This is a genomic window from Rhodococcus rhodochrous, assembly GCF_014854695.1.
In the GTDB taxonomy this organism is placed as follows: domain Bacteria; phylum Actinomycetota; class Actinomycetes; order Mycobacteriales; family Mycobacteriaceae; genus Rhodococcus.
Genome location: NZ_CP027557.1, coordinates 410752 through 436336, shown reverse-complemented (window position 1 = coordinate 436336; position 25585 = coordinate 410752). Strand labels below are relative to the sequence as shown.

The window sequence follows — 25585 nt, the reverse complement described above, 5'->3', positions numbered from 1 at the left end:
CGCGCTACCGCGCGTCGGCCCCGTCGAGCAACCACCGGTCGTCGACCCGCTTCAACGTGATGACGAAGCGGGTCGCGTCGGTGCGTCCCTCCGGTACGACGACGTTCTTCACGTCCTGATCGAGGAAGACCAGCACCGTCGCGACATCGCCGTCGAAGCTCTCGAGACCGGCATGCTCGGCACGCGCCGCCGACGTGCCCTCCCCGTTCGCGACGAGTTCTCGCAGGTCTCCGGCGACCTCCTCGTACCGGGAGGCGAATTCCTCGGTGGCGTTGGACGTCACGGCGGTGAGGTTGTCGTCGAACGAGCGGTAGTCGTAGGTGCCGAGGGCCACTGCGTACTCGCGGGCCTGCGCGATCGCGTCGTCGCACAGCGCGGCGTCCTGTTCGGCCTGCCACCAACGGAATCCGAAGAAACCGGCGGCCGCGAGCAGCACCACGACGACCGCGGCGGTGACCCACCGGCCCGCGCCGGAACGGGTGATCGCAACAGCATCGCGCGACTCCGCTGCGGATTCGGTGTCGTTCCCGGTGGGGGCATCGGTCGGTGTCATCCGCCCAGTCCTTCCAACAACTTCTTCCAGTAGTTCAACGGTTCTCCCGACGCGGCCTCACCGATCCGCCGCCGAACGACGACGAACGGGGACACGGACCGTAGTGGTCCGGTCCCCGTTCGTTCGTACGAGGAGTGCGCCGGGGATCAGCCCTGGGTAACGGCGGGGAGACCGCCGCGGAGCTCACCCTTGACGACCTTGCCGCTCGCGTTGCGCGGCAGGGCGTCGACGATCACGACCTCCTTGGGGTGCTTGTACCGCGCGAGGTGCTCGTTCAGGTACGGCTGGAGCTCGTCGAGGGTGAGGTCGTCGTTGCCGGGCTTCAGCGCGACGACGGCGACGGGCACCTCGCCCCACTTCGCGTCGGGGCGACCGATGACCGCGGCCTCGAGCACCTTGGGATGCCCGAACAGGACGTTCTCGACCTCGGCGCAGTAGATGTTCTCGCCGCCCGAGATGATCATGTCCTTCTTGCGGTCGACGACGTAGACGAAGCCCTCTTCGTCCACGCGCACGAGGTCGCCGGAGTGGAACCATCCGCCGTAGAACGCTTCGCTGGTGGCGGTGGGGTTGTTCCAGTACTCGCGCATCATGGTGGGACCGCGGTAGACGATCTCGCCGACCTCGCCAGGGGCGACGTCGTTCATCTCGTCGTCGACCACACGCGCCTGGATGGTGGGGATGACCCGGCCCACGGAGCCGAGCTTGCGGATGGCGTCGTCGCCGTCGAGCACACAGGTGATGGGCGACATCTCGGTCTGGCCGAAGACCGCCACGTTGAAGGCGTCGGGGAAGGTCTCCGCCATGGCCCGCAGGATCGTGTCGGAGCTCGGTGCCGCACCCCAGGAGATGTTGCGCAGCTTCAGCTTCCGCGGCTTGGCCTGCTGCGCGGCACACATCGCCTGCCACTGCACCGGCACGAGGAACAGGCTGGTGACGTTCTCGGCCTCGAGCACGTCGAGCAGTTCCTCCGGGTCGAAAGCGCCGACCGGGTGGATGACGGTGGGCGTGCCGAGCATCAGGCTCGGCGCGATCGAGCCGAGGGCCGCGATGTGGAACATCGGCGACGCGCAGAAACCGATGCCCGATTCGTCGAACAGGCGGAAGGCCCGGATGCAGGTGAGCGACTGCGCTTCGAGATTGGAGTGGGTGAGCACGGCGCCCTTGGGCCGGCCCGTCGTGCCCGAGGTGTACATGATGAGCGCGGGCGTGTCGTTCGGGATCTCCACCGGCGGGTGGGGTTCGCCCTCTTCGGCGACGAGTGCCTCGTAGGAGAGCGAGTCGCCTTCCGGCTCGACTCCGACCGTGATGGACAGTTCGATGCCCTCCGCCTGGCCACGCGCGGCGGCGGCGAGCGGGACGAGCGGCCCCTCCGCGACGATCGCCTTCGCGCCGGAATCACCCACGAGGAAGGCGACCTCGGGTGCGGTGAGGCGGAAGTTCACCGGCACGGCGATGGCACCGAGGGCGTTGGCCGCGAGCACGATCTCGACGTACTCCGGACGGTTGAGCATGAGGATGATGACGCGGTCGCCGAAGCCGATGCCGCGACGCGAGAGTGCATCGGCGAGCTTCTCGACACGCGTATTCAACTGCGACCAGGTGATGGTCTCGCCGCGGAATCGGAAGGCCGTGCGATCGGGAATCATCAGGGCGTGGCGCGCCACCTGATTGTTCCAGTTGTTGCTGCGGAAGCGGGTGGCGTCGGAGCCGACCGCTTCGGAAACGACAGAGGGGGGAACCATCGATGATCCTCTCGTGACGGGGCGGGAGTGCGGGCACGGCCTGTGCCGAGCCGTCGATGTGTGAGGCACATTACAGGCCCGGAACGGATTGGGCCAGAGCTTTTGTTAACGGAGATTCCGCGAATACGGACCGACTCGCTCCAGGCGTCGACGCCGAGCGAGAACGGGTGAACGAGGCAGAAAATACTGGTCGAGCGTTGGGTTCACCGGACGGGAGCGGGTGTTCCGACGGCACGTCGGTCCCTGCTCCCGTCCGGGAAGTTCCTTGTCGATCCCCCCGAGAACCATGCCCCGGGAAGGATCGTCCGGTCAGGCGAAGCGGGCGGGACGCTTCTCCAGCATCGCCATGGCACCCTCCGCGAAGTCGGCGGAGCCGAGGAGTTCGACCTGACCGTCCTTCTCCCGCGCGAGCGCCGCGTCGAGTTCGCCGAGCGTCGAGGCGTTGAGGGCCCGCTTCGTCAGTTCCAGGGCACGTCGCGGGCCGGATGCGGTCCGCGAGGCGACGGCGTCGACGTGTGCGGCGAGTTCGGCGTCGGGCAGGGTGCGGGCCACCAACCCGAACCGGTCGGCGTCCTGCGCGGACACCCGCTCACCGAGCAGTGCCATCTCGGCGGCCCGGGCCCGCCCGATCGCGGCCGGAACCAGCAGGCTCGCGCCGCCGTCGGGCATCAGTCCGATGTTGACGAAGGCGAGCAGGAAGTACGCGCTCTCGGCCGCGTAGGTGAGATCGGCCGCGAGGGCGATCGAGACGCCGACGCCCGCGGCGGGACCGTTGACCGCCGCGATGACGGGCACGGGGACGGATGCGATCGTCCGGACCAGTTCGTTGGCGGTGTCCATGACGACACCGGGGTCCTGTGGATCCGCTGCTCCCGCAGCCAGATCCGCACCCGTGCAGAACGCCGATCCCTCACCGGTGACGACGATCGTACGGACGCGTTCGTCGTCGCCGGCCGCCTTCACGGCCTCGCTCAGCGTCTTCATCGTGGTCAGGTCGATCGCGTTCATCCGGCGCGGACGCGTGATGGTCAGTCGCAGGATGCCGTCGGCGAGTTCGGACCGCAGGCCCTCGGTGGTGGTCGAGGTCATGCGCGCACCGCCCGGTCGGCACCGGCGATGTCGTTCAGGCGGCCCGTGATGATGGCCTCCGCTTCGGTGACCATGCGGTCGACCAGTTCACCGACGGTGGGGATGTCGTGGATGAGCCCCTGGCTCTGTCCGGCCGTCCAGATGCCGGCGTCGAGGTCTCCGTCCTCGAAGACCTTGCGGCCGCGCGCTCCGGCGACCAGGTGGGCGATGTCGCCGAATTCGGCTCCGCGCGATTCGATCTCGACGACCTCTTCGCTCACCGCGTTGGTGGCGACACGAGCGGTGTTGCGCAGCGTGCGGAAGATGAGCTTCGTGTCGAGTTCGGTGTTGCGGACGATCTGCTCCTTGACCTCGTGGGCCACGGGCGATTCGACCGTGCACATGAAGCGGGTGCCCATGTTGACGCCGTCGGCGCCGAGCGCGAGTGCCGCCACGAGCCCACGGGAATCGGCGATGCCACCCGAGGCGATGACGGGGATGCCGAGCTTGCTCGTCGCGGCGGGGATGAGGATCAGGCCCGGGACGTCGTCTTCACCCGGGTGCCCGGCGCACTCGAAGCCGTCGATGCTCACAGCGTCCACGCCGATGCGCTCGGCCTTGACCGCGTGCCGCACGCTCGTGCACTTGTGGATCACCTTGATGCCGGCGTCCTTGAAGTGCGGCAGGTGGTCGGCCGGGTTGAAGCCGGCGGTCTCGACGATCTTCACGCCCGAGTCGATGATCGCCTGGCGGTACTCGGCGTACGGCGGCGGATTGATCGACGGCAGGATCGTGAGGTTGACGCCGAACGGCTTGTCGGTGAGTTCGCGCGTCCGTTCGATCTCGCGGACGAGATCCTCCGGGGTGGGCTGGGTCAATGCGGTGATGAAGCCGAGCGCCCCCGCCTCCGCCACGGCGGCCACGAGTTCGGCGCGGCCGACCCACATCATGCCGCCCTGGACGATGGGATGCTCCACCCCGAAAATCTCGGTGAATCGGGTTCTCACGAGTCCTCCTCGGTCCTTCGAAAAGTGCCGCTGTCGTGACGGTTCCGTATGCGCCCAGCGGTGACGCAGCTGAAGAATTGGTGTTAACTTTGCGGTCTGGGTGCTGGTTTGTCAATACGTTCTGTCCTGCAGTTTTGGCGATTCTTACCCGAAAGTAGTGTTTCTTCGCAGGGGGTGCGACTGTTACCTTTGAGGCCGACGAACATTCACCGCGACATCGCGGCAGGAAACAGGATCCACGACGAGGAGGCAGGGTGCCCGAACAAGCGCAGGTCGGGGCACGCACAGCCGCGAAGACCGGCACCCCGACCCCCACCGTGCGGCGCCGGCCGAAGAACCGCAAGGCACAGATCGCCACGGTCGCGGCCGAGGCGTTCAGCGAACGCGGCTACCACGGCGTGAGCATCGACGAGATCGCCACTGCCGTCGGCATCTCCGGCCCCGCCCTGTACCGGCACTTCCCGAACAAGTACGCCCTGTTCCACCATGCCGTGGTCACCCTCGCCGACGCCCTCGGCTCCGCCCTCGCGGAGTTCGACGAACAGAGCGGAGCGAACGGCACCGGACTCGACGCCGCCGAGGAGCTCGAACGCAAACTCCTCGCGCTCATCCGCACCACGATCGAGAACCGCCGGACGGGCGGGTTGTACCGCTGGGAACGCCGCTACCTCACGGGTGAGGACCACAGTGAGATCCGCTCGAAGATGCGGGCACTCAACCGCCATCTCGCCCGCACGGTCGCGCGGCTGCGGCCCGATCTCACCGACGACGACTACGTGCTGCTCAGCAGCGCGATGCTCAGCGTCATCGGCTCCATCACCACTCACCGCGTCCCGCTGTCCAACCGGCGCCTGCAGCAGCTCCTGCTCGACGCGTGCACAGCGGTCGCAGCAACCGATCTGGTGCCCGACATCGACGAACCCGCACCGACTCCCGAGCCGGGTGGGCTGTCCGTGGCGAACAAGCGTGAGGTCCTCCTGCACGAGGCCGTGCTGCTCTTCGACGCCCGGGGCTATCACGAGGTGAGCATCGAGGAGATCGGTGCTGCGGCAGGTATCAACGCGTCCGGCGTCTACCGTCACTTCGCGAGCAAGGCCGATCTGCTCGCCGCCGCCTTCCACCGGGCCGGTGATCGCGTCGCGATGATCATCGGCGAAGCGCTCGCCGACTCGACGACCTCCGCGCAGGCCCTCGACGTCCTCACCGAGGCGTATGTCCGGATGTCGTTCGAGAACAGCGAACTGATGTCGGTGTACTTCGCCGAGGTCGGCAACCTGCCCGCGCATCATCGCAGCGACCTGCGGAACATCCAGCGGCTCAACATCGAGGAATGGGCCCGTCTGGTCGGGGAGCTCCGCCCCGAGCTGCCCGCCGTCGAATGCCGCTTCCTCGTGCACGCCGCGCTCAACCTCGTGCTCGACACCGGCAACCTCGTGCACTTCCTGCCCACCCCCTCCCGGCAGCGCAGGGTGCAGCAGCTGATGCTCTCGGTGCTGCTCGGCGACACCGGTTCGCCGGAGGCGGTGGGATGACCCGCACCGCGACCGCAGCGGTACTCCGCGAGTACGGTGCACCGCTGCGGCTCGAGACCGTGACCGTGCCCGAACTGCGCGACGAGGAAGTGCTCGTACAGATCCACGGGGTCGGGATCTGCCACACCGACCTCACCGCCGCCGCGGGCGGCGTTCCCGTCCCGACGCCCGTCGTACTGGGACACGAGGGTGCCGGAGTCGTCACCGAAGTGGGCTCGGCGGTCACCGCTCTCGCGGTCGGCGACCGAGTCGTCCTCGGATTCGACTCGTGCCGCACGTGCCGCAACTGCGCCCGGGGACGGCACGCCTACTGCACGCGATTCGCCCCGCTCAACTACAGCGGTGTGCGCACCGACGGCTCGGCCGTGCTCCGCGACGCCGACGGAGCACCGGTGCACGGCAACTGGTTCGGACAGTCGTCGTTCTCCTCGCTCGTCGTGGCCACCGAACGCAACGCCGTGCGTCTGCCGGCGGATGTTCCGGTGGCACTGGCGGGTCCGCTCGGGTGCGGCCTGGCGACCGGCGCCGGAACCGTTCTCGAGGTGTTGCGACCGGAACAGGGGTCGACGATCGTCGTCTTCGGTCTCGGCGCCGTCGGCACGGCCGCGGTGATGGCAGCGCGTATCGCCGGGTGCGAGAGCATCATCGGCGTCGACCCGAATCCGCGACGGCACGGCGTCGCGCGATCGCTCGGGGCCACCGAGGTCCTCTCCCCCGACGATCACGACGACCTCGGACGCCATCTGCGTCGTCTCACCGGCGGTGGTGCCGACTACGCGGTGGAGGCCGTGGGCACCGAATCCGTGATCCGGCAGGCACTGTCGTCTCTGACCAGTCCCGGTGTCTGCGCCACCCTCGGACTGCGTGCCGGCCGCAATCCCGTCTCGATCGACCAGACCCATCTGTTGTCCGGTCGCACGCTGACCGGAGTCATCGAGGGCGACGTCGATCCCCACCGGTTCCTTCCCGAGCTGGCCGCGCTGTGGCGCGACGGGCGTTTCCCCGTCGACGAACTCGTGCAGACCTTCGATTTCACGAAACTCGACGACGCTCTCGCCGCTGTCACCTCCGGCGAGGTCGTCAAAGCCGTACTCACCTTCGACATCCAGGGGAACACATGAACGTCGTCCAGCGACTCGAGGAACTGCGCGCCCGCACCGACCGGATCGATCCTCGCGAACTCGATGCCCTCTGGGAGCATCTCGCTCCGGCACGCATCGACGATCTCGTCGGATACCGGTGGAAGGGCTTCAGTTTCGACACCGGGCACCGCACCCATACGCTGCTCGGCACGTCGCGGTGGTACGGAAAGACGTTCGCGTCGGTGTCCGAGGTCCAGCCGCTCGTGTGCTACGGCGAGGACGGCGAGTTGTTCTCCGACACGAAGACCGGACGCGGCGAGGCGAGCCTGTGGGAGATCGTCTTCCGCGGTGAGGTGACGGCGACGATGGTCTACGACGGCATGCCGGTCTTCGACCACTTCAAGAAGGTCGACGACGACACCGTCGTCGGGGTGATGAACGGCAAGGGTTCGCTGGTGTTCGACGACGGCGAGCACTACTGGTTCGGTCTCGAACGCGACAGCGCCGTGTGATCGTCGGACGGGAAACGCCGAGTGGCCGGACGTACGTCCGGCCACTCGGCGTTCTCGCTGGAGAACTCAGATGACGTGTCCGTGCGCCTTCATCCGGCGGCGCATGTCGTTGAGGTAGTAGGTGGCCGACAGCTGGCGGATCGGCCTGGGCACCGCGCGGTAGATCGGCGGGACCACCTTCCAGAACAGGTCGAAGCGCCGCTGGTCGCGCGGGCTCCACGGCAGCGCGAATTCGTCGCGCATGCGTTGCGGGAGAAGGCCGATCGTCATGAAGCGCTGCAGCGGCATGAGGGCGCGAACGGGAAGCGGGGCGTCGCCGCCGGTGAGGAGATTGCGGGTGAAGGAACGCACCTTCCGGTCGACCTCGAAGGTCGCGATCATCTCGTCCCAGTACCTGTCGAATTCCTCCCGCGTCTTCGGCCACATGTCGTCCTTGACCTGCAGAGCCGTGCCGTAGACCGCGGACTGGCGGTAGATGCGTTCGATGTCGGCATCGGTGAGAGGCCCGAACATCCGCCGGTACATGTCGACACCGTTGCGGTACAGCGTTGCCGCGACCCACAACTGGAGTTCGGGATCGAAGGCGTTGTAGGTCTCCGAACGCACCGGGACGTGCGCCTTGTTGACCATCCGGACGATCTGCTTCTTCTCCTCGGGAGTACCGAGCGTGACCGCGTAGACGTAGGTCATCGTGGTGCGCAGCCGGTCGAGCGGCCGCTGCAGGGTGGAGCTGTGATCGGCGACGCCGTACCCGACACCGCGCGATGCCAGCTGCAGGAGGACCGTCGCACCGGCTCCGAGCAGAAGCATCGACTCACCGACGAAGTCGGCCAGTTCGACCGAGCCCGCCGGAAGCGGAGCGGGGATCGCCTCCGGTTCGTCGGTGGTGACGGCGGGGACGCGCTCTTCGGCGTGGGTCGTCATCGGAGGTCTCCTGATGGTGAAAGTACGGGTGCAGCACTGTCATACAAATTGTGCACACCCGTACTCAGATAGGCAAGTGCCTATCCGGAAGGCGAATCGACACCCGCTCGCTCACGGTGGGCGACCAGCCGCGCGGCCGCGTCCTCGAACTGCACCAGCGTCTGCGTGATCACTTCGCTGTGGTCCTGCGCAGCGATCGCCTCGATCAGCTTCGTGTGCGACCGGATGGCGAGCGTTCCCCACTCGGCGTCCCGCGCGTAGAGGCGGTACGGAATCGTGCGCGCGGCGGTGTTGAGGAACCACGCGAGCTTGGGGCTGTCGGCGATGCGGTTGAGCTCGCGATGGAAGTCGAACTCCGCGTCGGCGATCCGCTCGATGTCGGGTGTCACTCCCTCCGGAATGACGACGAGCATGCGCAGCCTCTCGTTGAGTTCGGCCAGACGCTCGAGGTCGGCCGGCGTGGCACGGTCGACCGCTCGGAGCGCGAGCTCGACGGCGATCTGTCCCTGCAGCCAGAAGATGTCGTCGATGTCGCCGCGCGTGAGAGGCGAGACCCGGTAGCCGCGGTTCGGGGCGGATTCGACCATCCCCTCCCCGCGCAGCGTCAGCAGCGCCTCCCGGACGGGGGTGACGCTGACGCCGAGTTCGACCGCGGTCTCGTCGAGCCGGATGAAGTCGCCCGGACGCAACGCGCCGGACATGATCGAACCGCGGAGGTGGCCGGCCACCTCGTCGGAAAGCTGCGGACGGCGCCGCACGGCCCCCTCCGAACGTCGGGATGCCGCAGCGTGATCCGCCGCTGTCCCGGGGCTACGTGTCGGTGCCGCCATCGTGTCTCCTGTAGGAATCCGGACAACTGCGCACGGGGGTTGTCCAATTGGCCCGCGAACGCCTAATGTGATGTCCACTACAGCTATCACATCAAATATATGTGATGTGGTCCACCAGGAAGTGTCGAACATGACCCAGAACCTCACCAGTCCGAAGAACGCGAAGAGCAGTTCGGACAAGGCATCCACGGCAGCGAACACCGACACCTTCGCCAGCCTCGACCCCCGGAACGGCGAGGTGATCGCCGAGTATCCGATCGCCGACGAGGCCGCCGTGGGCGCGGCCGTCGAGCGCGCCCGCGTCGCCGCTCGCTGGTGGGAGGCGCAGGGCTTCCGCGGCCGCCGCGACTGGCTCCTCGAGTTCAAGAAGGCCATCGCGTCCGACGCGACCTCGCTCGCATCGGTGGTGGCGAAGGAGACCGGCAAGCCCTTCGGCGACGCCTTCCTCGAAGTCATGCTGGCGGTCGAGCACCTCGATTGGGCGGCCAAGAACGCCAAGAAGGTGCTCAAGCCTCGCAAGGTGCCCTCGGGCGTCGCGAGCTTCAACCAGGCCGCGACCCTCGAGTACAAGCCCCTCGGTGTCATCGGCGTGATCGGCCCCTGGAACTACCCGGTGTACACCCCGATGGGTTCGATCGCCTACTCGCTGGCCGCCGGCAACGCCGTCGTCTTCAAGCCGAGCGAGCTCACTCCCGGTGTCGCGAAATGGCTCGAGGACAAGTGGAACTCGATCGCCCCCACCCAGCCGGTCTTCCAGGTGATCACCGGTCTCGGTGAGACGGGTTCGACGCTCGTGCGTTCGGGTGTCGACAAGGTCGCCTTCACCGGCTCCGGCCCCACCGCCCGCAAGGTCATGGCGGTGTGCGCCGAGTCGCTCACCCCGCTCGTCGCCGAATGCGGCGGCAAGGACGCGATGATCGTCGCGGCCGACGCGAACATCGACGAGGCCGTCGAGTTCGCCGCCTTCGGTGCGTTCGGTAACGCCGGCCAGACCTGCGCGGGTGTCGAGCGCATCTACGTCGAGGAGCCGGTCTACCGCGAGTTCCTCGACAAGCTCACCGCCACCGTCCGGCGCGCGAAGCCGGGCGGCGACGAGAACTCCACCTACGGCCCCATGACGCTTCCGCGCCAGGTCGACATCGTGCGCAGTCACATCGAGGACGCCCTGAAGTCCGGTGGCAAGGCCGTCCTCGGCGGGCTCGATTCGGTGCAGGAGCGCATCGTCGAGCCCGTCATCCTCACCGACGTGCCCGAGACCTCGGCCGCGGTGTGCGAGGAGACCTTCGGCCCGACGGTCGTCGTCAACAAGGTCCGCGATCTCGACGAGGCTGTCGAACGCGCGAACGGCACCGACTACGGTCTCGGTGCGTCGATCTTCACGCGCAACAAGAAGAAGGGCCGTCAGCTCGCCGAGCGCCTGCGCAACGGCATGGTGTCGGTCAACTCGGTGCTCGGCTTCGCCGCCATCGCCTCGTTGCCCTTCGGCGGCATCGGCGAGTCCGGCTTCGGCCGCATCCACGGCGCCGACGGCCTGCGCGAGTTCAGCCGTCCCAAGTCCGTCACGGTGGCGAAGTTCCGCTCGCCGCTCAAGCTCATGAGCCTCGAGCGTCCGGAGCGCGACCTGAAGATCTCGCAGGCGATGCTCGAGTTCATGCACGGAAGGTGAGCCGATGACGACCACTCCCCCGCGTACCCGCAGCCGGAAGGCCGCCGTCGTCGCGAAGCCCGAGGCACGTATCGAGAAGGCCGGTACGTTCCCACCCCCGAACAGGGACCCGCACCCGAAGCGTGGCCGGATGGGCTGGGTCAAGGTGATCGAGGAGCTCGACCCGGTCACGCAGCACCAGGACATCGTGCGGATCACCGCCGGTTACGAGTTCCCGTGGGACTACCAGCGGTCGCTCGAGTTCGCCCTCTTCCGCACCTACTGCGTGCCCAGCATCTCGGAGCTGCTCGCCCGCACCGGCGAGTTCGAGAAGCGGCCGCAGAAGCGGTACGACGACACGGCGCTGCTGATGGCCGAGCTCGTCGAGCACGGCTACGACGCCGAGCGGGGACGCGAGTCGCTGCGCAACATCAACCGGATGCACGGCAAGTACTCGATCGACAACGACGACATGCTGTACGTCCTGTCGACCTTCGTGTACGACCCGCTCGACTGGATCGACCGCTACGGGTGGCGTCGCCTGCACCCGAAGGAGCGCCTGGCGTCGTTCTACTTCTACCGCCAGGTGGGCATCCGGATGGGCATCAAGGACATCCCGGAGTCGTTCCAGGAGTTCCACCGGTTCAAGCTCGAATACGAGCGCGAGAAGTTCACCTACAGCGACGACAACCACGCCATCGGCACCTACACGCTGCGACTGTTCCAGTCGTGGTACCCGAAGGTGCTGAACAAGGGCATCGAGAAGGTCGTCTTCGCGCTGATCGACGACCGCATGGCGTCGGCGTTCGGTTTCCCGAAGAGCTCACCGCAGCTGACGGAGATCGTCGAGGGCGCGCTGCGGGCACGGTCGGCGTTCGTGCGGCGACTGCCGAAGAGACGCGTGTCGCTGTCGGCGGGCAACGCCACCAACCGGACGTATCCGGGTTACCCCCTCGGTTACCGTCCGAGCGATCTGGGCGTCGAACACTGACGCACCGCCAGGCCTGGGGGACAGGAGGGGCGGCCCCGCATTCCGGTTTCATCACCGGGGTGCGGGGCCGTAACTGTTCCGGCAGGAGCGGGCCGGGCTCAGTTCCCGACCGGCCGCAGGGCCTGCTTCGACGGGAGCGCGAAGCCCGAGACGAAGACGACCACGGCGCAGCCGGCGCACACGAGATAGGCGATCACGAAACCCGCGGTGCCGATGCCGAGCCCGCCTGCGAGGGTGTGGGCCGCGAGCACCGAGGCGACGACCGCGCTGCAGACGGTGCTGCCCACGGTGCGGAGCAGGACGTTGACGCCGTTCGCCGCGGCGTTCTGCGACAGCGGCACCGCGCCGAGCAGGAGCACCGGCAGCGTGCAGTACACGAGCGACGTGCCGATGGCCGCGACGAAGATGGCGGCGACCACGAGCCCCAGCGGTTTTCCGGGCACCGCGTGGACGCTGTAACCGGCGAGCAGGAAGACCGCGCCGGTCATGATCGTGATCTTGGGTCCGAAACGCTCGGTAATCCGGGAGGCCACGATCGCGAAGATCATCATCGCGAAGCTCGCGGCGAGCTGACAGGCCGCGGCCTGGAGGATGGTCAGGTCGTATCCGGCTCCGTGCTCGGACGACGCCTGCAGAAGCTGCGTGGTGATGAGGGTGTTGCCGTAGAAGGCGAACCCGACGAGCAGTGCCGACAGGTGCGGCGCGAGGACGGAACGGTGGGCCGAGACACGCAGGTCGACGAGCGGGTTGCGGTTGCGCAGCTGCTGCACGCCCCAAAGCACGAACAGCAGCACCGACGCTGCGAACGAGAGCAGCACCGCGGGGCTCGTCCAGCCCCACGTGCTGCCCTGGGTGATGGGCACGAGCAGGCACACCAGGGCGGCGGACAGGCCGGCGGCGCCCACGGCGTCGAAGCGACCGCCGGTGCGGGTGTCCGATTCCGGGATGACGATCCACGCCGCGAGGGCGACACCGGCGCCGATGGCGGCGGTGATCCAGAAGAGCAGGTGCCAGTCGGCGAACTGGACGATGGCGGCCGCGAACGGGATGCCGACCGCGGTGCCGATGCCGAGGGTGGAGCTGAGCATCGCGATCGAGCGCTCCACGTGCTCACGGGGCAGGACCTCGCGGAGGATCGCCATGCCGATCGGCAGCACCGCCGCGCCGGCGCCCTGCAGGCCACGGGCGACGATGAGCAGTCCGATGTCCGAGGTCAGCGCGCAGATCAGCGAGCCGAGGGTCATGAGCGAGAACGCGATGAGGAGCATCCGCTTCTTGCCGATCATGTCGGCGAGACGGCCGAAGATGGGCGTCATCACCGCACCGACCAGCAGGGTGCTCGTCACCAGCCACGACACGGCGGTGGGTCCGGCGCCGGTGAAGCCCGGCATGCTCGGCAGGAGCGGGACCATGACGGTCTGCATGATGGCCTGGAAGACGGCACCGACCGCGAGAACCGGGAAGACGAGATGCCGCAGGTTACGCGTCTTCTTCTCCGCCGGTCCGCTCGCCTTCTTCGTTCCGGACGCCGAGCGCGTCGGCGCGGAGGCGGACCTACCCGCCACGTGCAGGCGTAGGGGGAGCGAGATCGACATCGACACCCCCTCCTCGACAAACAGGTAAATAGCCGTTCACCACATTAGGTGAACGGCTATTTACCCTCAAGAGGAGTGACCAAGGTCATTCGTGCTGCTAAGAACCGTCTCCGTCGAGCAACCGCTGGACCAGCGGCGCGTACATGGCCACGACTTCCTCGACCGTGCCGGTCGCGCGCTCCTGCATCATGCGGCGCCGCATGATCGCCAACCCCATCACCGCCGACATCGCCAGCTCGGCCCGGAGACGGGCATCCGGCCCCGGTAGCCGCGCGGCGAGCGCGTCGACCATCTGCGCGGAGTAGTTGTCGCGGAGCATGCGGTTGCTCTCCTCGCTGCCCCCGCTCATGAACAGGATGTTCATCGACAACGGCTTGTAGGGCTCGAGCGGGCGGGCGAGCATCGCGACCATCCGCTCCCCCAGGCTCTCGAGCGGTCCGTCGAACAGCACCTGCGCGCCGTACTGGAAGTCGACGAGCTCCTCGTACAACTGCTCCTTCGAGCCGAAGTACTTGATGATCAGCGGTGCGCTGACTCCCGCTTCCTCCGCGATGTCCTTGAGCGTGATGTCGCGGTAGGGGCGCGTCGCGAACGCCTTCCCCGCAGCGTCGATGATCAACTTCCTGGTCTCGTCGGAAGTCCGGCGACGCTTCTCCGGCTCACCCCGGTGCGATGCCTCCGTGCTGCGCACGGTCACATCGCCCGCCTCCCCGACAACGCCCGTCCGAGCGTCAGCTCGTCGGCGAACTCGAGATCGCCACCCATCGGCAGACCCGAGGCCAGACGGGTGACGCTCAGCCCCGGGAAGTCGCGCAGCATGCGCACCAGATAGGTGGCCGTCGCCTCGCCCTCCGTGTTGGGGTCGGTCGCGATGATCACCTCGGAGACGTCGACGCCGTCCTCCTGATTGCCGATGCGGGTGAGCAGTTCGCGGATGTGCAGCTGGTCGGGGCCGACGCCGTTGAGCGGGTCGAGCGCACCACCGAGGACGTGATAGCGCCCCCGGAACTCACGGGTGCGTTCGATCGCCTGCACGTCCTTCGGTTCCTCGACCACGCAGATCACTGTGCGGTCGCGGCGAGGATCGGAGCAGATGCGGCAACGCTGCTGGTCGGAGACCGTTCCGCAGACCTCGCAGAACTGCACGCCGTCGCGAATCCGCTGCAGCGCCGCCTGCAGGCGGTCGATCTCGGGCGGCTCGACCGAGAGCAGGTGGAACGCGATGCGCTGGGCACTCTTCGGGCCGACGCCCGGAAGTTTGCCCAGCTCGTCGATGAGGTCCTGTACCGGTCCTTCGTACAACGCCGACCTCTAGAAACCGGGCAGGCCGGGGATTCCGCCGCCGAGCCCACCCGCGAGCGGACCGAGCTTCTCGGCCGCGATCTCCTGAGCCTTCGCCGAGGCGTCGGCGATCGCACCGACCACGAGATCCTGCAGGGTCTCGACGTCCTCGGGGTCGACGACCTTCGGATCGATCTTCACGGACACGACCTCGCCCGTGCCCTTCACCGTCGCCGTCACGAGGCCACCGCCGGCCTGGCCGGTGACCTCTGCCTGCGCCATCTCGTTCTGCGCAGCGACGAGCTGCTGCTGCATCTGCTGGGCCTGAGCGAGGAGTTGCTGCATGTCGGGCATTCCACCACCGGGTTGCACGGCACGTCCTTTCTGCACGTTTGTGATGCCAGCCTAGTCGCCGCGCATCGGGGTCGGCACAGACGCCGAGGTCGACGGAACCGGGCTCAGTCGACTTCCTTCTTCAGGTTCTCGAGCACCTGCTGCTGGATCTTCTTCAGGCCGAGCGGCGCGAACGTCTTCTCGAAGAAACCCTTGACGCCGCCGGCGCCCTGCCACTGCGTGAGCACCACGACCGTCGAACCCGTCCCGTTCGGCACGACGCTGTAGGTCGTCACGAGCGAGGAGTTGGCATCCGTCTCCGTGACGGTACTGCCCTTCACCGACACGGTGGCCTGCACGTCGCGCTGACGCTTCTCCGTGGCCTGGAGGATCCAGTGCACGACGGTGCCGTCGCCGCGGCCGCCGGAGATCACGCGGTAGTCGCGGTAGTGCTCGGTGAGGATGCGCGGGCGCACGGTCTCGTAGTCGGCCAGGGCGGTGAGCACCGCCTCGGGAGCTGCCGCCAACTGGATCGAACTGCTTGCGCTGACCTGTGCCATGAACGACTCCTTCTGCTTCTTCCCTGCTGATGCGGGCTCGAATGTGCCTGTGACGACAGCATCCATCCTGCCCTGCGCGTTCCGGGACGGATGCGACCGCCGGGTCTATTGTGGACGTGCCTACTGATGCGCCGCTCCGAAGGAGTCGAATGCAGATGCCGAGATCGTCAGGTGTGAAGGTCCCGTACGGGGAGGCGGTACACCGCCAGGGTGTAGATCGTCTGCTGCGCTCGTACAGCGCGATTCCGGCCGACGCGCCCGTGCGACTCGCGAAGAAGACGTCGAACCTCTTCCGAGCCCGCGCCGCGGTGAACGCGCCGGGGCTCGACGTCTCCGGTCTCGGCGGTGTCATCTCCGTCGACCCGCAGGCCCGCACCGCCGACGTCGCCGGCATGTGCACCTACGAGGACCTCGTCGACGCGACCCTGCCCTACGGCCTCGCACCGTTGGTCGTCCCGCAGCTGAAGACGATCACACTCGGCGGCGCCGTCACCGGGCTCGGCATCGAGTCCACGTCCTTCCGCAACGGTCTCCCCCACGAGTCGGTGCTCGAGATGGACATCCTCACCGGGTCCGGCGAGATCGTCACGGCCCGTCCCGAGGGTGAGCACGCCGACCTGTTCCACGGCTTCCCCAACTCGTACGGTTCGCTCGGGTACGCCACGCGCCTGCGCATCGAACTCGAACCGGTGAAGCGTTTCGTCGCGCTGCGTCACCTGCGTTTCGACACGATCGCCGATCTGCAGTCCGCTCTCGCGCGGATCGTCGACGAGCGGACCTGGGACGGCACGCCGGTCGACTACCTCGACGGCGTCGTCTTCTCCGCGACCGAGAGCTACCTGACGCTCGGCACGCAGACCGACGAGCCGGGCCCTGTCAGCGATTACACCGGGCAGGACATCTACTACCGGTCGATCCAGCACGTCTCCGTCAACCGCCCCAAGAAGGATCGGCTCACGATCCGCGACTATCTGTGGCGGTGGGACACCGACTGGTTCTGGTGCTCACGAGCTTTCGGTGCCCAGAACCCGAAGATCCGCCGGCTGTGGCCGAAGCAGTTGCTGCGCAGCAGTTTCTACTGGAAGCTCATCGCGCTCGACCACAAGTACTCGGTGGCCGACCGGATCGAGGCACGCAAGGGCAATCCGCCCCGCGAACGCGTCGTGCAGGACATCGAGGTCCCGCTCGAACGCACGCAGGAGTTCGTCGAGTGGTTCCTCGACGAGATTCCCATCGAGCCGATCTGGTTGTGCCCCTTGAAATTGCGCGACATCGAGTCGTCCCCGGACGCCGGTCGTCCGAGCACCTCGGACGCCCAGCGTCCCTGGCCGCTGTACCCGCTCGAGCCGAAGCGCGCCTATGTGAACGTCGGGTTCTGGTCGTCCGTTCCCATCGTGCCCGGCGCCGAGGAGGGCGCCGCCAACCGGTTGATCGAGAAGAAGGTCGCCGAACTCGACGGGCACAAATCGCTCTACTCGGACTCCTACTACTCGAAGGACGAGTTCGAGAAACTTTATTACGGCGGTGGTGAATACCCCGCTCTCGAGCAGAAATACGACCCTCGGTCCCGTCTACTGGACCTGTTTTCGAAGGCGGTGCAACGAAAGTGACCATATTCAAGACCGAGAACGATCGGTCCACCGAGGACAAGCTCGCACTCGCCCGGATCGTGGAGATCGTGACCGGCGGCGACATGCCGCTGCGCTTCACGGCCTACGACGGATCGGCGGCCGGTCCCGAGGATTCCCCCTACGGTCTGCATCTCGCATCGCCCAAGGGCGCGACGTACATCGCCACGGCCCCCGGCGATCTGGGCATGGCGCGGGCGTACATCTCGGGCGATCTCCAGGCGAAGGGAGTGCATCCCGGCAACCCCTACGAGTTGCTCGCCTCGCTCGGCGACCTGCACTTCGAGCGCCCCCCGGCACGTATCCTCGCGCAGATCGCCCGGTCGCTCGGCACCGAACTGCTCAAGCCGATCGCACCGCCGCCGCAGGAGCACCTGCCGCGCTGGCGCCGCATCGCCGAGGGCCTGCGGCACTCGAAGTCGCGCGACGCCGAGGTCATCCATCACCACTACGACGTGTCCAACGAGTTCTACGAGTACGTCCTCGGGCCCTCGATGACGTACACCTGCGCCGTCTTCGAATCCGAGAACCAGAGCCTCGAGGAGGCCCAGGAGAACAAGTACCGTCTGGTCTTCGAGAAGCTGCGGCTGAAGCCGGGCGACCGCCTGCTCGACATCGGTTGCGGCTGGGGCGGAATGGTGCGTTACGCCGCTCGGCGCGGTGTGAAGACCCTCGGCGTGACGCTCTCCAAGGAGCAGGCCGAGTGGGCACAGAGGGCCATCGTCGAGGAGGGCCTGAGCGACCTGGCGGAGGTCCGGCACTCCGACTACCGCGACGTGCCCGAGGAAGGATTCGACGCCATCTCGTCGATCGGCCTGACCGAGCACATCGGTGTCGCCAACTACCCGGCCTACTTCCGGTTCCTCCACAGCAAGCTGCGGGTGGGCGGTCTGCTGCTCAACCACTGCATCACCCGGCCGACCAACAACACCCGCGCCAAGGCCGGCGGGTTCATCGACCGGTACGTCTTCCCCGACGGGGAGCTCACCGGTTCGGGGCGCATCATCACCGAGGCGCAGAACGTCGGCTTCGAGGTGATGCACGAGGAGAACCTGCGCGAGCACTACGCCCTGACACTGAAGGGCTGGTGCGAGTATCTCGAGAAGCACTGGGAGGCCTGCGTCGCCGAGGTCGGTGAGGGCACGGCCCGCCTGTGGGGCCTGTACATGGCCGGCTCGCGCCTCGGCTTCGAACGCAACGTGGTGCAGCTGCACCAGGTGCTCGCGGTCAAGCTCGGCGACGACAAGAGGCCGCAGACGCCGCTGCGCCCCTGGTGGGTCGCCTAGTCACCTACGAGCCTGGTCACCTACGAACGGGAAGGGCTCCCGACGCCGTGGCGTCGGGAGCCCTTCCGTGCAACCGTCGTGTGCGTCAGCTGCGCAGCGACGCCGGCGGGTTGAAGCGCTCGCCGTACTTGGCGGCGAGTTCCTCGGCGCGCTTGACGAAGCCTTCCTTGCCACCCGGGTAGCCGACGATGTACTGAGCGACACCACCGGTCCAGGCCGGGAAGCCGATGCCGAGGATCGAGCCGATGTTGGCGTCGGCGGTGGTCTCGAGAACACCCTCGTCGAAGCACTTCTGGGTCTCGATCGCCTCGGCGAAGAGCATGCGGTCGATCAGATCCTGCAGCGGCACATCGAGCGTCGCCTCGGTCTTGTAGTGATCGCGCACGCCCTGCCAGATGCCCAGGCGCTTGCCGTTCTCGTCGTACTCGTAGAAACCGGCCTTCTCGAGGCGGCCCGGACGGCCCTGCTCGATCATCCAGTCGACGACGTCGAGTGCGGGATGCCGCGTGGTGCCGAGCTTGGTGTCGCCCTGCTTGGCGGCCTCCTCGGTCTCCTTCGCGATCTTCTGCATGAGCTTCATGTTCAGCTCGTCGGTCAGCTGCAGCGGCGGAGCCGGGTAGCCCGCCTGCGAACCGGCCTGCTCGATGGTCGCGGGCTCGATGCCCTCGCCGAGCATGGCGATGGCCTCGTTGACGAACGTGCCGATCACGCGCGAGGTGAAGAAGCCGCGACTGTCGTTGACGACGATCGGGGTCTTGCGGATCGCGAGCGTGTAGTCGAACACGCGGGCCAGAGCCTCGTCGGAGGTCTTCTCACCCTTGATGATCTCGACCAGCGGCATCTTGTCGACCGGCGAGAAGAAGTGGATACCGATGAAGTCCTCGGGACGCTTGACGCCGGTCGCGAGACCGGTGATGGGCAGCGTCGAGGTGTTCGAACCGAGCAGCGCGTCGGGATCGACGATGTCCTCGATCTCCTGGAACACCTTGTGCTTGAGCTCGGTGTTCTCGAAGACTGCCTCGATGACGAAGTCGACGCCCGCGAAGTCGGCGGCGTCGGCCGTCGGCTTGATGCGGTCGAGCAGAGCCTTCGACTTCTCCTCGGTGGTCTTGCCACGCGAGAGGGCCTTGGCCTCGATCTTCTCCGAGTAGTTCTTGCCACGCTCGGCGGCCTCGAGGGTGACGTCCTTGAGGACGACCTCGAAACCGGCCTTGGCGGAGACGTACGCGATGCCCGCGCCCATCATGCCGGCGCCGAGAACGCCGACCTTCTTGATCTCACGCTTCGGCACGTCCTTCGGACGCGAAGCGCCCGAGTTGATGGACTGCATGTCGAAGAAGAACGCCTGGATCATGTTCTTCGCGACCTGGCCGGTGGCGAGCTCGACGAAGTACCGCGACTCGATGGTCGAGGCGTTGTCGAAGTCGACCTGGGAGCCCTCGACGGCGGCGGCCATGATGGCGCGCGGAGCCGGCATCGGGGCGCCCTTGATCTGCTTGCGCAGGTTCGCGGGGAAGGCCGGGAGGTTCGCGGCGAAGGCCGGGCTGGACGGGGTGCCACCGGGGATCTTGTAGCCCTTGACATCCCACGGCTGGACGCCGCCCTCGGGGTTGGCCTTGATCCATTCCTTGGCGGCCGGGACGAGCTCCTCGACGCTGCCCACGACGTCGTGGACCAGGCCGATCTCCTTGGCCTTGACAGCGTTGTACTTGTTGCCCTGCAGCAGAACCGAGAGCAGAGCGGTCTGGATGCCGAGCAGGCGCACGGTGCGGGTGATACCACCGCCACCGGGGAGCAGGCCGAGGCTGGCCTCGGGCAAACCGATCTGGACGCCCTTGACGTCGGCGGCGATGCGGTGGTGCGTCGCGAGAGCGATCTCGAGACCGCCACCGAGAGCCGCGCCGTTGATGGCGGCGACGACGGGCTTACCGAGGGTCTCGAGGCGACGCAGGTCGGCCTTGATGCCCTGGACCTCGTCGAACGCGGCCTGCGCGTCGTCGGGGCCGATCGCGATGATGTTGCGCAGGTCGCCGCCGGCGAAGAAGGTCTTCTTCGCGGAGGTGATCACCACACCGGTGATGGAGTCCTGCTCCTCGTACAGGCGGTCGACGGTGGCCTTCATCGACGCCTTGTACAGCTCGTTCATCGTGTTGGCGCCCTGGTTGGGGTCGTCGAGGGTCAGCACGACGATGCCGTCGGCGTCCTTCTCCCAGGAAATCATGTTGTCGCTCACTGTTGTTCGAATTCCTTCCGGTGTCAGACGCGCTCGATGATGGTGGCCACACCCATGCCGCCACCGATGCACAGGGTGACGAGGGCGCGCTTGGCTCCGCGGCGCTCGAGCTCGTCGATCATGGTGCCGGTGATCATGGCGCCGGTGGCGCCGAGCGGGTGGCCCATCGCGATGGCGCCGCCGTTGACGTTGAGCTTCTCGTCCGGGATGTTCAGGTCCTTCTGGAACTTCAGGACAACGGAGGCGAAGGCCTCGTTGATCTCGAACAGGTCGATGTCGTCGACCGTCAGGCCCGCCGCGGCGAGAACCTTGTGCGCGGCCGGCGTGGGGCCGGTGAGCATGATCGTCGAGTCGGCACCGGAGGTGGCCGTGGCGACGACGCGGGCACGCGGGGTCAGACCGAGGTCCTTGCCGGCCTGCTCGGAACCGACGAGCACGAGTGCCGCGCCGTCGACGATGCCCGAGCTGTTGCCGCCGTGGTGGACGTGGTCGATCTTCTCGACGAAGTGGTACTTCTGCTGCGCCACGGCGTCGAAACCGCCCATCTCACCGATGGTCGCGAACGACGGCTGCAGCTTGGCCAGACCCTCGAGGGTGGTGTCGGGGCGCATGTGCTCGTCGTGATCGAGGATGGTCAGACCGTTCTGGTCCTTGACCGGGACGACCGACTTGGAGAAGTAACCGCCGGACCAGGCTGCCGCCGCGAGCTGCTGCGAACGCAGTGCGTAGGCGTCGACGTCCTCGCGGGTGAAGCCCTCGATGGTCGCGATGAGGTCGGCGGAGATGCCCTGGGGAACGAGGTAGCTGTCGTAGTTGGTGGCGGGATCGAGCATCCACGCGCCACCGTCGGAGCCCATGGGCACGCGGGACATCGACTCGACGCCACCGGCGAGGACGAGCTCGTCCCAGCCCGAGCGGACCTTCTGCGCAGCCATGTTGACGGCCTCGAGGCCCGACGCGCAGAAGCGGTTGATCTGGACGCCGCCGGTGGTGACCGGCAGGTTCGCGATGGTGACCGCGGTGCGGGCGATGTCGGCACCCTGGTCGCCGACGGGGCCGACGACACCGAGGATCAGGTCGGAGATGCGGTTCTCGTCGAGGTCGGGGAAGCGAACACGCAGCTCGTCGATCAGGCCCGTAACCAGGGAGATCGGCTTGACGGAGTGCAGCGACCCCGTCTTCTTGCCTCGGCCGCGTGGTGTTCGGATGGCTTCATAGATGAATGCCTCGGTGGTCACAGTGCGCAGGTTCCTTCCCGTGCTTGCGGAGCGATGGCACCCACGGCCCTGCAGAGGGCCGCCGTGCCCAACCTCCCCCACGGTAGAAGCGGACGGCCCTCGGCGGTAAGGACCGAAGCGATCGGTGTCCGTGACCGAACCGAACGTCAGGAAACCCTCTACGGAGCCACCGCTGCCCGCAGGCCGCGTCCTCTGTGCAGGACTTCTCCCAGCGCAGCGAGGGGAACGGGCGCGTCGACGAGCTCGGCCCAGGGGTGGACGGCGACCGTGCGGGTCAGGAACGCCACGGCCTCGTGCAGGTGCCGGGGTTCGTAGTTGTGCACCCCGCTGATGGTGAGCCAGCCGCGCACGATCGCCTCCGGATCGACAGGGACTGCGGCGGCGGGAGCCACCGACCCGGCGAGGACGACGCGGCCACCGATGTCCAGGCGCGGTACGAGCGAGGCGATCGCCTCCGACGACCCGGAGAAGTCGAGGGCGACGTCCACGGGACCACCGTTGTCGGCGACCGCTCCGAATCGTCCGGCACACGCGGTGCGCCGGGGATCGACGTCGAGGACCACGACCTCGGCACCGGCCTCCGCACACATGGCCACGGCCGTGACACCGAGCATTCCGGCACCGCACACCACGACCCGGCGTCCTGCGAGGTCGCCGGCCGCGTCGATCACCGCGGCGGCTGTGGCGGTCGCGCACGCGGCGGGAGCTGCGACGACGTCGGGCAGCAGGTCCGGGACGGGCACGAGTTCCGTGCCCGCGGGCAGGACGATGTACTCGGAGTACGTTCCCGACAACGGCCACGGCCCGGTGAACGGTTCGTGACCGACCTTCGTCACCGATCTGCACTTGGCCGTGCGCCCGGATCGGCAGCGGTCGCAGTCGTGGCACACGCGCGTCACGCTCCACACGACCCGCTCCCCCACGTCCGAGGTGGCATGCGGGCCGACCGCAACGATCTCCCCGACCCCTTCGTGTCCGAGAACCGACGGCGCCGGGCCGCAGCGTCGTCCGGACACGGTGTGCAGATCGCTCCCGCACACCGTGGCGAGCCGGACACGGACGAGCACGTCGCCGTCACGCAGGGCCGGTACCGGTACCTCTCGCATCTCGATGTCCGTCCCCGTCCACACCGCCGTGCGGCTCACACGACCTTCGAGCGGATCCATCCCGACACCCTTTCGATGACGTACACGACGGCGAACACGATGACCACGATCGCACCGGCGAATTCGAAGTTCAGCGTCCGGACCGCTTCGAAGAGAAGGAATCCCACGCCTCCCGCACCGACGACACCGAGAACGGTCGAGGTGCGGATGTTGACGTCGAGCAGGTACAGCGTCGAACCGACGACGGACGGAACCACCTGGGGAATCACCGCGGCGAACAAGGTCTTCCACCATCCGCCACCGACGGCGCGGACCGCGTCGAGCGGACCGGAGTCGATCTCCTCGACGGCGTCGGCGACGAGTTTGCCGAGGAATCCGACGGATCCGACGGCGAGCGCGCATGCACCGGCGACGGGGCCGAGTCCGATAGCGGCCACGAAGATCACCGCGAGGACGAGTTCGGGGACGGCCCGCACGACGAGGATCACGGCGCGTGCGGATGCGTAGACGGTGGGATGCGGCGACACGTTGCCCGCAGCCAGGATTCCGAAAGGTAGTGACAGCGCCGCGCCCACGGCGGTCGCGACCGCACCGATCGCGAGGGTCTGCAGCACCGCGTCGGCGAGATCCCATCCCACCGCGGCGAAGTCCGGCGGCACGAGACGCGTGAAGACCTCGAGGGACGGACCGATCCACGTGAACAGCTCGCGCGGGTCGATACGGAGAGTGATCAGGGCGAGCACCGTGGCTCCCACGACGGTGGCCGAGAAGACGATACGTGAGACACGTTCGCGTCCGGGACCGTTCGCGGAGGGGGTGAGCAGGGCGCGCCGGACGAGGATGGCGACGACCTCCATCGCGGCGATGATCACCAGGATCACGCACACGATTCCGAGCGCTCGCGGATAGACCAGTCCGCGCAGTGCGTCCTGCAGCGCGAACCCGATGCCGCCGGCACCGACGAAACCGAGGACGACGGAGGTTCGGAGGTTGATGTCGATGCGGTAGACGAAGTTCGCGGTCCAGGACGGAACGACCTGCGGCAGAACCGCGTTGATCATCTCACGGACGTACCCGACGCCCGTGCTGCGCACGGCTTCCCGCGGCCCGGCGTCGGTCTGTTCGATCGCGTCGGCGAACAACTTGCCGAGCATGCCGATCGAATGGAGCGCGAGCGCGAGAACACCGGGGAGCACGCCGATTCCGAGTGCGCGGACGAACAGGACCGCGAACAGCAGGTCGGGCATGGCGCGGCAGAACGTGATGACGGCACGGGCGATGCGATACAGCACCGGATGCGGTGTCGTGTTGCGTGCCGCGAGGAATGCGAGCGGGATCGAGGCGACCGCCGCGAGGACGGTGCCGAGCACCGCCATGAGCAGCGTCTCGAGGGCGAGGACACCGATGCGGCCCGGATCGTCGAGCCGCGGCGGCAGCATGCGTTCGATCAGGCCGGCCGTCGAATCGAGCCCGTCGAGCAGGGTCGCGGGCGCGAAATCGATATACGCGGCCGATGCCAGGACGGCGACCGCGACGATCGCCCACCCGGCGGTGATCGTCCGCCGGCGGCCGCGACCGGCGTCGTGGGGAGTCGGCTCTGTGCGGGGTGGGGCGAGGATGCTCATGCCGACCCGGCTCCGAGCGGGTCGGAAGCGGGCTCGACGCGCCGGTAGATCTCCATGGCCTCGTCGCGTGAGAGACCGACCGCGGGGCGATCGAGCACTTTGCGGCCGTCGCGCAGACCGACGATGCGGTGTGCCCACCCGAGTGCGAGGTCGACCTGGTGCAGAGTGCACACGACGGTGAGCTTGTCCTCCATGCACACCCGGAACAGCAGGTCCATGACCACGCCGGCGTTCTCCGGGTCGAGGGAGGCGACGGGTTCGTCGGCGAGCAGGACCGTGGGCCGCTGCATGAGGGTCCGCGCGATCGCGACGCGCTGCTGCTGGCCTCCCGAAAGCGTGTCGGCGCGCCGGTCCGCGAGGTCGGCGAGACCGACCCGGTCGAGATGCTCCCGCGCCTCGACACGCATGGCCTTCGGGTAGGTGAGTGCCCCGTAGCGGGGCAGCGACAGTCTGCCCAGTCCGCCGATGAGTACGTTCTCGAGGCAGCTGAGCCGTCCGACCAGATTGAACTGCTGGAAGACGAATCCGACGTTCCTGCGCAGCGACCGCAGTTCACGGCGCGACGCGAGGTCGACCCGCGTCCCGGAGACGTCGATGCTGCCCTCGGTGACGGGGTGCAGACCGTTCAGGCACCGGAGGAAGGTCGACTTCCCCGAGCCGGACAGGCCGAGCAGCACGACCAGTTCGCTGCGGTGGACGTCGAGATCGACGCCGGACAGCGCGGTGGTGGTGCCGAATTCCTTGGTGACACCGCGGGCGGAGAGAACGAGATCGTCGCCGGCGACCTGGTGGGTGGGATCGATGTTCATCG

At 67.6% G+C, this 25585-nt stretch carries 23 protein-coding genes; 7 read left to right on the top strand and 16 right to left on the bottom strand.

The genetic code is table 11. The annotated features are described in order from the left end of the window. Positions 1-4: 4 nt before the first annotated feature. The 4 genes from C6Y44_RS01950 to C6Y44_RS01935 form a co-directional block, all read right to left on the bottom strand. Positions 5-553: a hypothetical protein gene (locus C6Y44_RS01950; RefSeq protein WP_159416899.1), complete on the bottom strand. Its 549-nt coding sequence runs from the start codon at positions 551-553 to the stop codon at positions 5-7. A 146-nt stretch (positions 554-699) separates the two neighbouring features. Beyond that, positions 700-2298, bottom strand: coding sequence for a fatty-acid--CoA ligase FadD5 (gene fadD5, locus C6Y44_RS01945; protein ID WP_159416900.1), 1599 nt, complete (start codon positions 2296-2298; stop codon positions 700-702). Between the two features lie 309 nt (positions 2299-2607). After that, positions 2608-3387: an enoyl-CoA hydratase gene (locus C6Y44_RS01940; RefSeq protein WP_159416901.1), complete on the bottom strand. Its 780-nt coding sequence runs from the start codon at positions 3385-3387 to the stop codon at positions 2608-2610. Continuing rightward, complete coding sequence (locus tag C6Y44_RS01935; protein ID WP_120281189.1) at positions 3384-4373, bottom strand: NAD(P)H-dependent flavin oxidoreductase; 990 nt, start codon at positions 4371-4373, stop codon at positions 3384-3386. Before C6Y44_RS01935 ends, C6Y44_RS01940 begins: the two co-directional genes overlap by 4 nt. A gap of 254 nt (positions 4374-4627) precedes the next feature. Between C6Y44_RS01935 and C6Y44_RS01930 the strand changes: the two genes are divergently transcribed. Genes C6Y44_RS01930 through C6Y44_RS01920 form a run of 3 tightly spaced genes read left to right on the top strand, consistent with a single transcriptional unit; the run spans position 4628 to position 7499 of the window. After that, positions 4628-5905 carry a TetR/AcrR family transcriptional regulator gene (locus tag C6Y44_RS01930; RefSeq protein ID WP_159416902.1) on the top strand — a complete coding sequence of 426 codons (1278 nt, stop codon included), beginning with the start codon at positions 4628-4630 and terminating at the stop codon, positions 5903-5905. Continuing rightward, positions 5902-7026: an NAD(P)-dependent alcohol dehydrogenase gene (locus C6Y44_RS01925; RefSeq protein WP_159416903.1), complete on the top strand. Its 1125-nt coding sequence runs from the start codon at positions 5902-5904 to the stop codon at positions 7024-7026. The genes C6Y44_RS01930 and C6Y44_RS01925 overlap by 4 nt, the downstream gene beginning before the upstream one ends. Then, positions 7023-7499: a DUF4334 domain-containing protein gene (locus C6Y44_RS01920; protein ID WP_120281186.1), complete on the top strand. Its 477-nt coding sequence runs from the start codon at positions 7023-7025 to the stop codon at positions 7497-7499. Before C6Y44_RS01925 ends, C6Y44_RS01920 begins: the two co-directional genes overlap by 4 nt. A 66-nt stretch (positions 7500-7565) precedes the next feature. On the opposite strand, the gene C6Y44_RS01915 is transcribed toward C6Y44_RS01920, so the two are convergent. Continuing rightward, entirely contained in the window at positions 7566-8423 is an 858-nt protein-coding gene (locus tag C6Y44_RS01915) for an oxygenase MpaB family protein (protein WP_159416904.1), read from the bottom strand. A gap of 80 nt (positions 8424-8503) precedes the next feature. Beyond that, positions 8504-9253 (bottom strand): GntR family transcriptional regulator, encoded by a 750-nt coding sequence (locus C6Y44_RS01910; RefSeq protein ID WP_225623698.1) that lies wholly within the window; start codon positions 9251-9253, stop codon positions 8504-8506. 130 nt (positions 9254-9383) lie between these two features. On the opposite strand from C6Y44_RS01910, the gene C6Y44_RS01905 reads away from it, so the two are divergent. After that, positions 9384-10919, top strand: a complete 1536-nt coding sequence (locus C6Y44_RS01905; protein ID WP_159416905.1) for an aldehyde dehydrogenase family protein — start codon at positions 9384-9386, stop codon at positions 10917-10919. A 4-nt stretch (positions 10920-10923) separates the two neighbouring features. After that, positions 10924-11889, top strand: coding sequence for an oxygenase MpaB family protein (locus C6Y44_RS01900; protein WP_159416906.1), 966 nt, complete (start codon positions 10924-10926; stop codon positions 11887-11889). 98 nt (positions 11890-11987) lie between these two features. Here the strand turns inward: C6Y44_RS01900 and C6Y44_RS01895 are convergent, their stop codons facing one another. The 5 genes from C6Y44_RS01895 to C6Y44_RS01875 form a co-directional block, all read right to left on the bottom strand. Next, positions 11988-13484, bottom strand: coding sequence for an MFS transporter (locus tag C6Y44_RS01895; RefSeq protein ID WP_225623697.1), 1497 nt, complete (start codon positions 13482-13484; stop codon positions 11988-11990). A 97-nt stretch (positions 13485-13581) separates the two neighbouring features. Continuing rightward, positions 13582-14181 (bottom strand): TetR/AcrR family transcriptional regulator, encoded by a 600-nt coding sequence (locus tag C6Y44_RS01890; protein WP_060653917.1) that lies wholly within the window; start codon positions 14179-14181, stop codon positions 13582-13584. Next, positions 14178-14786, bottom strand: a complete 609-nt coding sequence (gene recR, locus C6Y44_RS01885) for a recombination mediator RecR (protein ID WP_016693177.1) — start codon at positions 14784-14786, stop codon at positions 14178-14180. The genes C6Y44_RS01890 and recR overlap by 4 nt, the downstream gene beginning before the upstream one ends. Before the next feature lie 9 nt (positions 14787-14795). Then, positions 14796-15119 (bottom strand): YbaB/EbfC family nucleoid-associated protein, encoded by a 324-nt coding sequence (locus C6Y44_RS01880; RefSeq protein WP_019290262.1) that lies wholly within the window; start codon positions 15117-15119, stop codon positions 14796-14798. A 104-nt stretch (positions 15120-15223) separates the two neighbouring features. Next, a complete protein-coding gene (locus C6Y44_RS01875) occupies positions 15224-15658 on the bottom strand; it encodes an SRPBCC family protein (protein WP_120283886.1) in 435 nt (144 codons plus the stop codon). A 149-nt stretch (positions 15659-15807) separates the two neighbouring features. Here C6Y44_RS01875 and C6Y44_RS01870 point away from each other — a divergent pair, with 149 nt between their 5' ends. After that, on the top strand, positions 15808-17268 hold the full coding sequence (locus C6Y44_RS01870; protein WP_159416908.1) for an FAD-binding oxidoreductase: 1461 nt from the start codon (positions 15808-15810) through the stop codon (positions 17266-17268). After that, positions 17265-18572 (top strand): class I SAM-dependent methyltransferase, encoded by a 1308-nt coding sequence (locus C6Y44_RS01865; RefSeq protein ID WP_159416909.1) that lies wholly within the window; start codon positions 17265-17267, stop codon positions 18570-18572. The genes C6Y44_RS01870 and C6Y44_RS01865 overlap by 4 nt, the downstream gene beginning before the upstream one ends. 85 nt (positions 18573-18657) lie before the next feature. Here the strand turns inward: C6Y44_RS01865 and C6Y44_RS01860 are convergent, their stop codons facing one another. The 5 genes from C6Y44_RS01860 to phnC all read right to left on the bottom strand — a co-directional run bounded on the left by C6Y44_RS01860 (position 18658) and on the right by phnC (position 25583). Then, complete coding sequence (locus C6Y44_RS01860) at positions 18658-20805, bottom strand: 3-hydroxyacyl-CoA dehydrogenase NAD-binding domain-containing protein (RefSeq protein WP_159416910.1); 2148 nt, start codon at positions 20803-20805, stop codon at positions 18658-18660. A gap of 23 nt (positions 20806-20828) precedes the next feature. Beyond that, positions 20829-22043: an acetyl-CoA C-acetyltransferase gene (locus C6Y44_RS01855; RefSeq protein ID WP_120281177.1), complete on the bottom strand. Its 1215-nt coding sequence runs from the start codon at positions 22041-22043 to the stop codon at positions 20829-20831. 158 nt (positions 22044-22201) lie between these two features. Beyond that, positions 22202-23209: a zinc-binding dehydrogenase gene (locus C6Y44_RS01850; RefSeq protein ID WP_159416911.1), complete on the bottom strand. Its 1008-nt coding sequence runs from the start codon at positions 23207-23209 to the stop codon at positions 22202-22204. Further along, complete coding sequence (gene phnE / locus C6Y44_RS01845) at positions 23185-24774, bottom strand: phosphonate ABC transporter, permease protein PhnE (protein ID WP_159416912.1); 1590 nt, start codon at positions 24772-24774, stop codon at positions 23185-23187. The genes C6Y44_RS01850 and phnE overlap by 25 nt, the downstream gene beginning before the upstream one ends. Continuing rightward, a complete protein-coding gene (phnC, locus tag C6Y44_RS01840; RefSeq protein ID WP_120281174.1) occupies positions 24771-25583 on the bottom strand; it encodes a phosphonate ABC transporter ATP-binding protein in 813 nt (270 codons plus the stop codon). Before phnC ends, phnE begins: the two co-directional genes overlap by 4 nt. Positions 25584-25585 lie beyond the last annotated feature (2 nt).

Coding starts and splice junctions, on each gene's coding strand:
- C6Y44_RS01950 (WP_159416899.1), bottom strand. CDS start 553: ATGACACCGACCGATGCCCCCACCGGGAACGACACCGAATCCGCAGCG.
- fadD5 (WP_159416900.1), bottom strand. CDS start 2,298: ATGGTTCCCCCCTCTGTCGTTTCCGAAGCGGTCGGCTCCGACGCCACC.
- C6Y44_RS01940 (WP_159416901.1), bottom strand. CDS start 3,387: ATGACCTCGACCACCACCGAGGGCCTGCGGTCCGAACTCGCCGACGGC.
- C6Y44_RS01925 (WP_159416903.1), top strand. CDS start 5,902: ATGACCCGCACCGCGACCGCAGCGGTACTCCGCGAGTACGGTGCACCG.
- C6Y44_RS01920 (WP_120281186.1), top strand. CDS start 7,023: ATGAACGTCGTCCAGCGACTCGAGGAACTGCGCGCCCGCACCGACCGG.
- C6Y44_RS01915 (WP_159416904.1), bottom strand. CDS start 8,423: ATGACGACCCACGCCGAAGAGCGCGTCCCCGCCGTCACCACCGACGAA.
- C6Y44_RS01910 (WP_225623698.1), bottom strand. CDS start 9,253: ATGGCGGCACCGACACGTAGCCCCGGGACAGCGGCGGATCACGCTGCG.
- C6Y44_RS01905 (WP_159416905.1), top strand. CDS start 9,384: ATGACCCAGAACCTCACCAGTCCGAAGAACGCGAAGAGCAGTTCGGAC.
- C6Y44_RS01900 (WP_159416906.1), top strand. CDS start 10,924: ATGACGACCACTCCCCCGCGTACCCGCAGCCGGAAGGCCGCCGTCGTC.
- C6Y44_RS01895 (WP_225623697.1), bottom strand. CDS start 13,484: ATGTCGATCTCGCTCCCCCTACGCCTGCACGTGGCGGGTAGGTCCGCC.
- C6Y44_RS01880 (WP_019290262.1), bottom strand. CDS start 15,119: ATGCCCGACATGCAGCAACTCCTCGCTCAGGCCCAGCAGATGCAGCAG.
- C6Y44_RS01875 (WP_120283886.1), bottom strand. CDS start 15,658: ATGGCACAGGTCAGCGCAAGCAGTTCGATCCAGTTGGCGGCAGCTCCC.
- C6Y44_RS01870 (WP_159416908.1), top strand. CDS start 15,808: ATGCAGATGCCGAGATCGTCAGGTGTGAAGGTCCCGTACGGGGAGGCG.
- C6Y44_RS01850 (WP_159416911.1), bottom strand. CDS start 23,209: ATGGATCCGCTCGAAGGTCGTGTGAGCCGCACGGCGGTGTGGACGGGG.
- phnE (WP_159416912.1), bottom strand. CDS start 24,774: ATGAGCATCCTCGCCCCACCCCGCACAGAGCCGACTCCCCACGACGCC.
- phnC (WP_120281174.1), bottom strand. CDS start 25,583: ATGAACATCGATCCCACCCACCAGGTCGCCGGCGACGATCTCGTTCTC.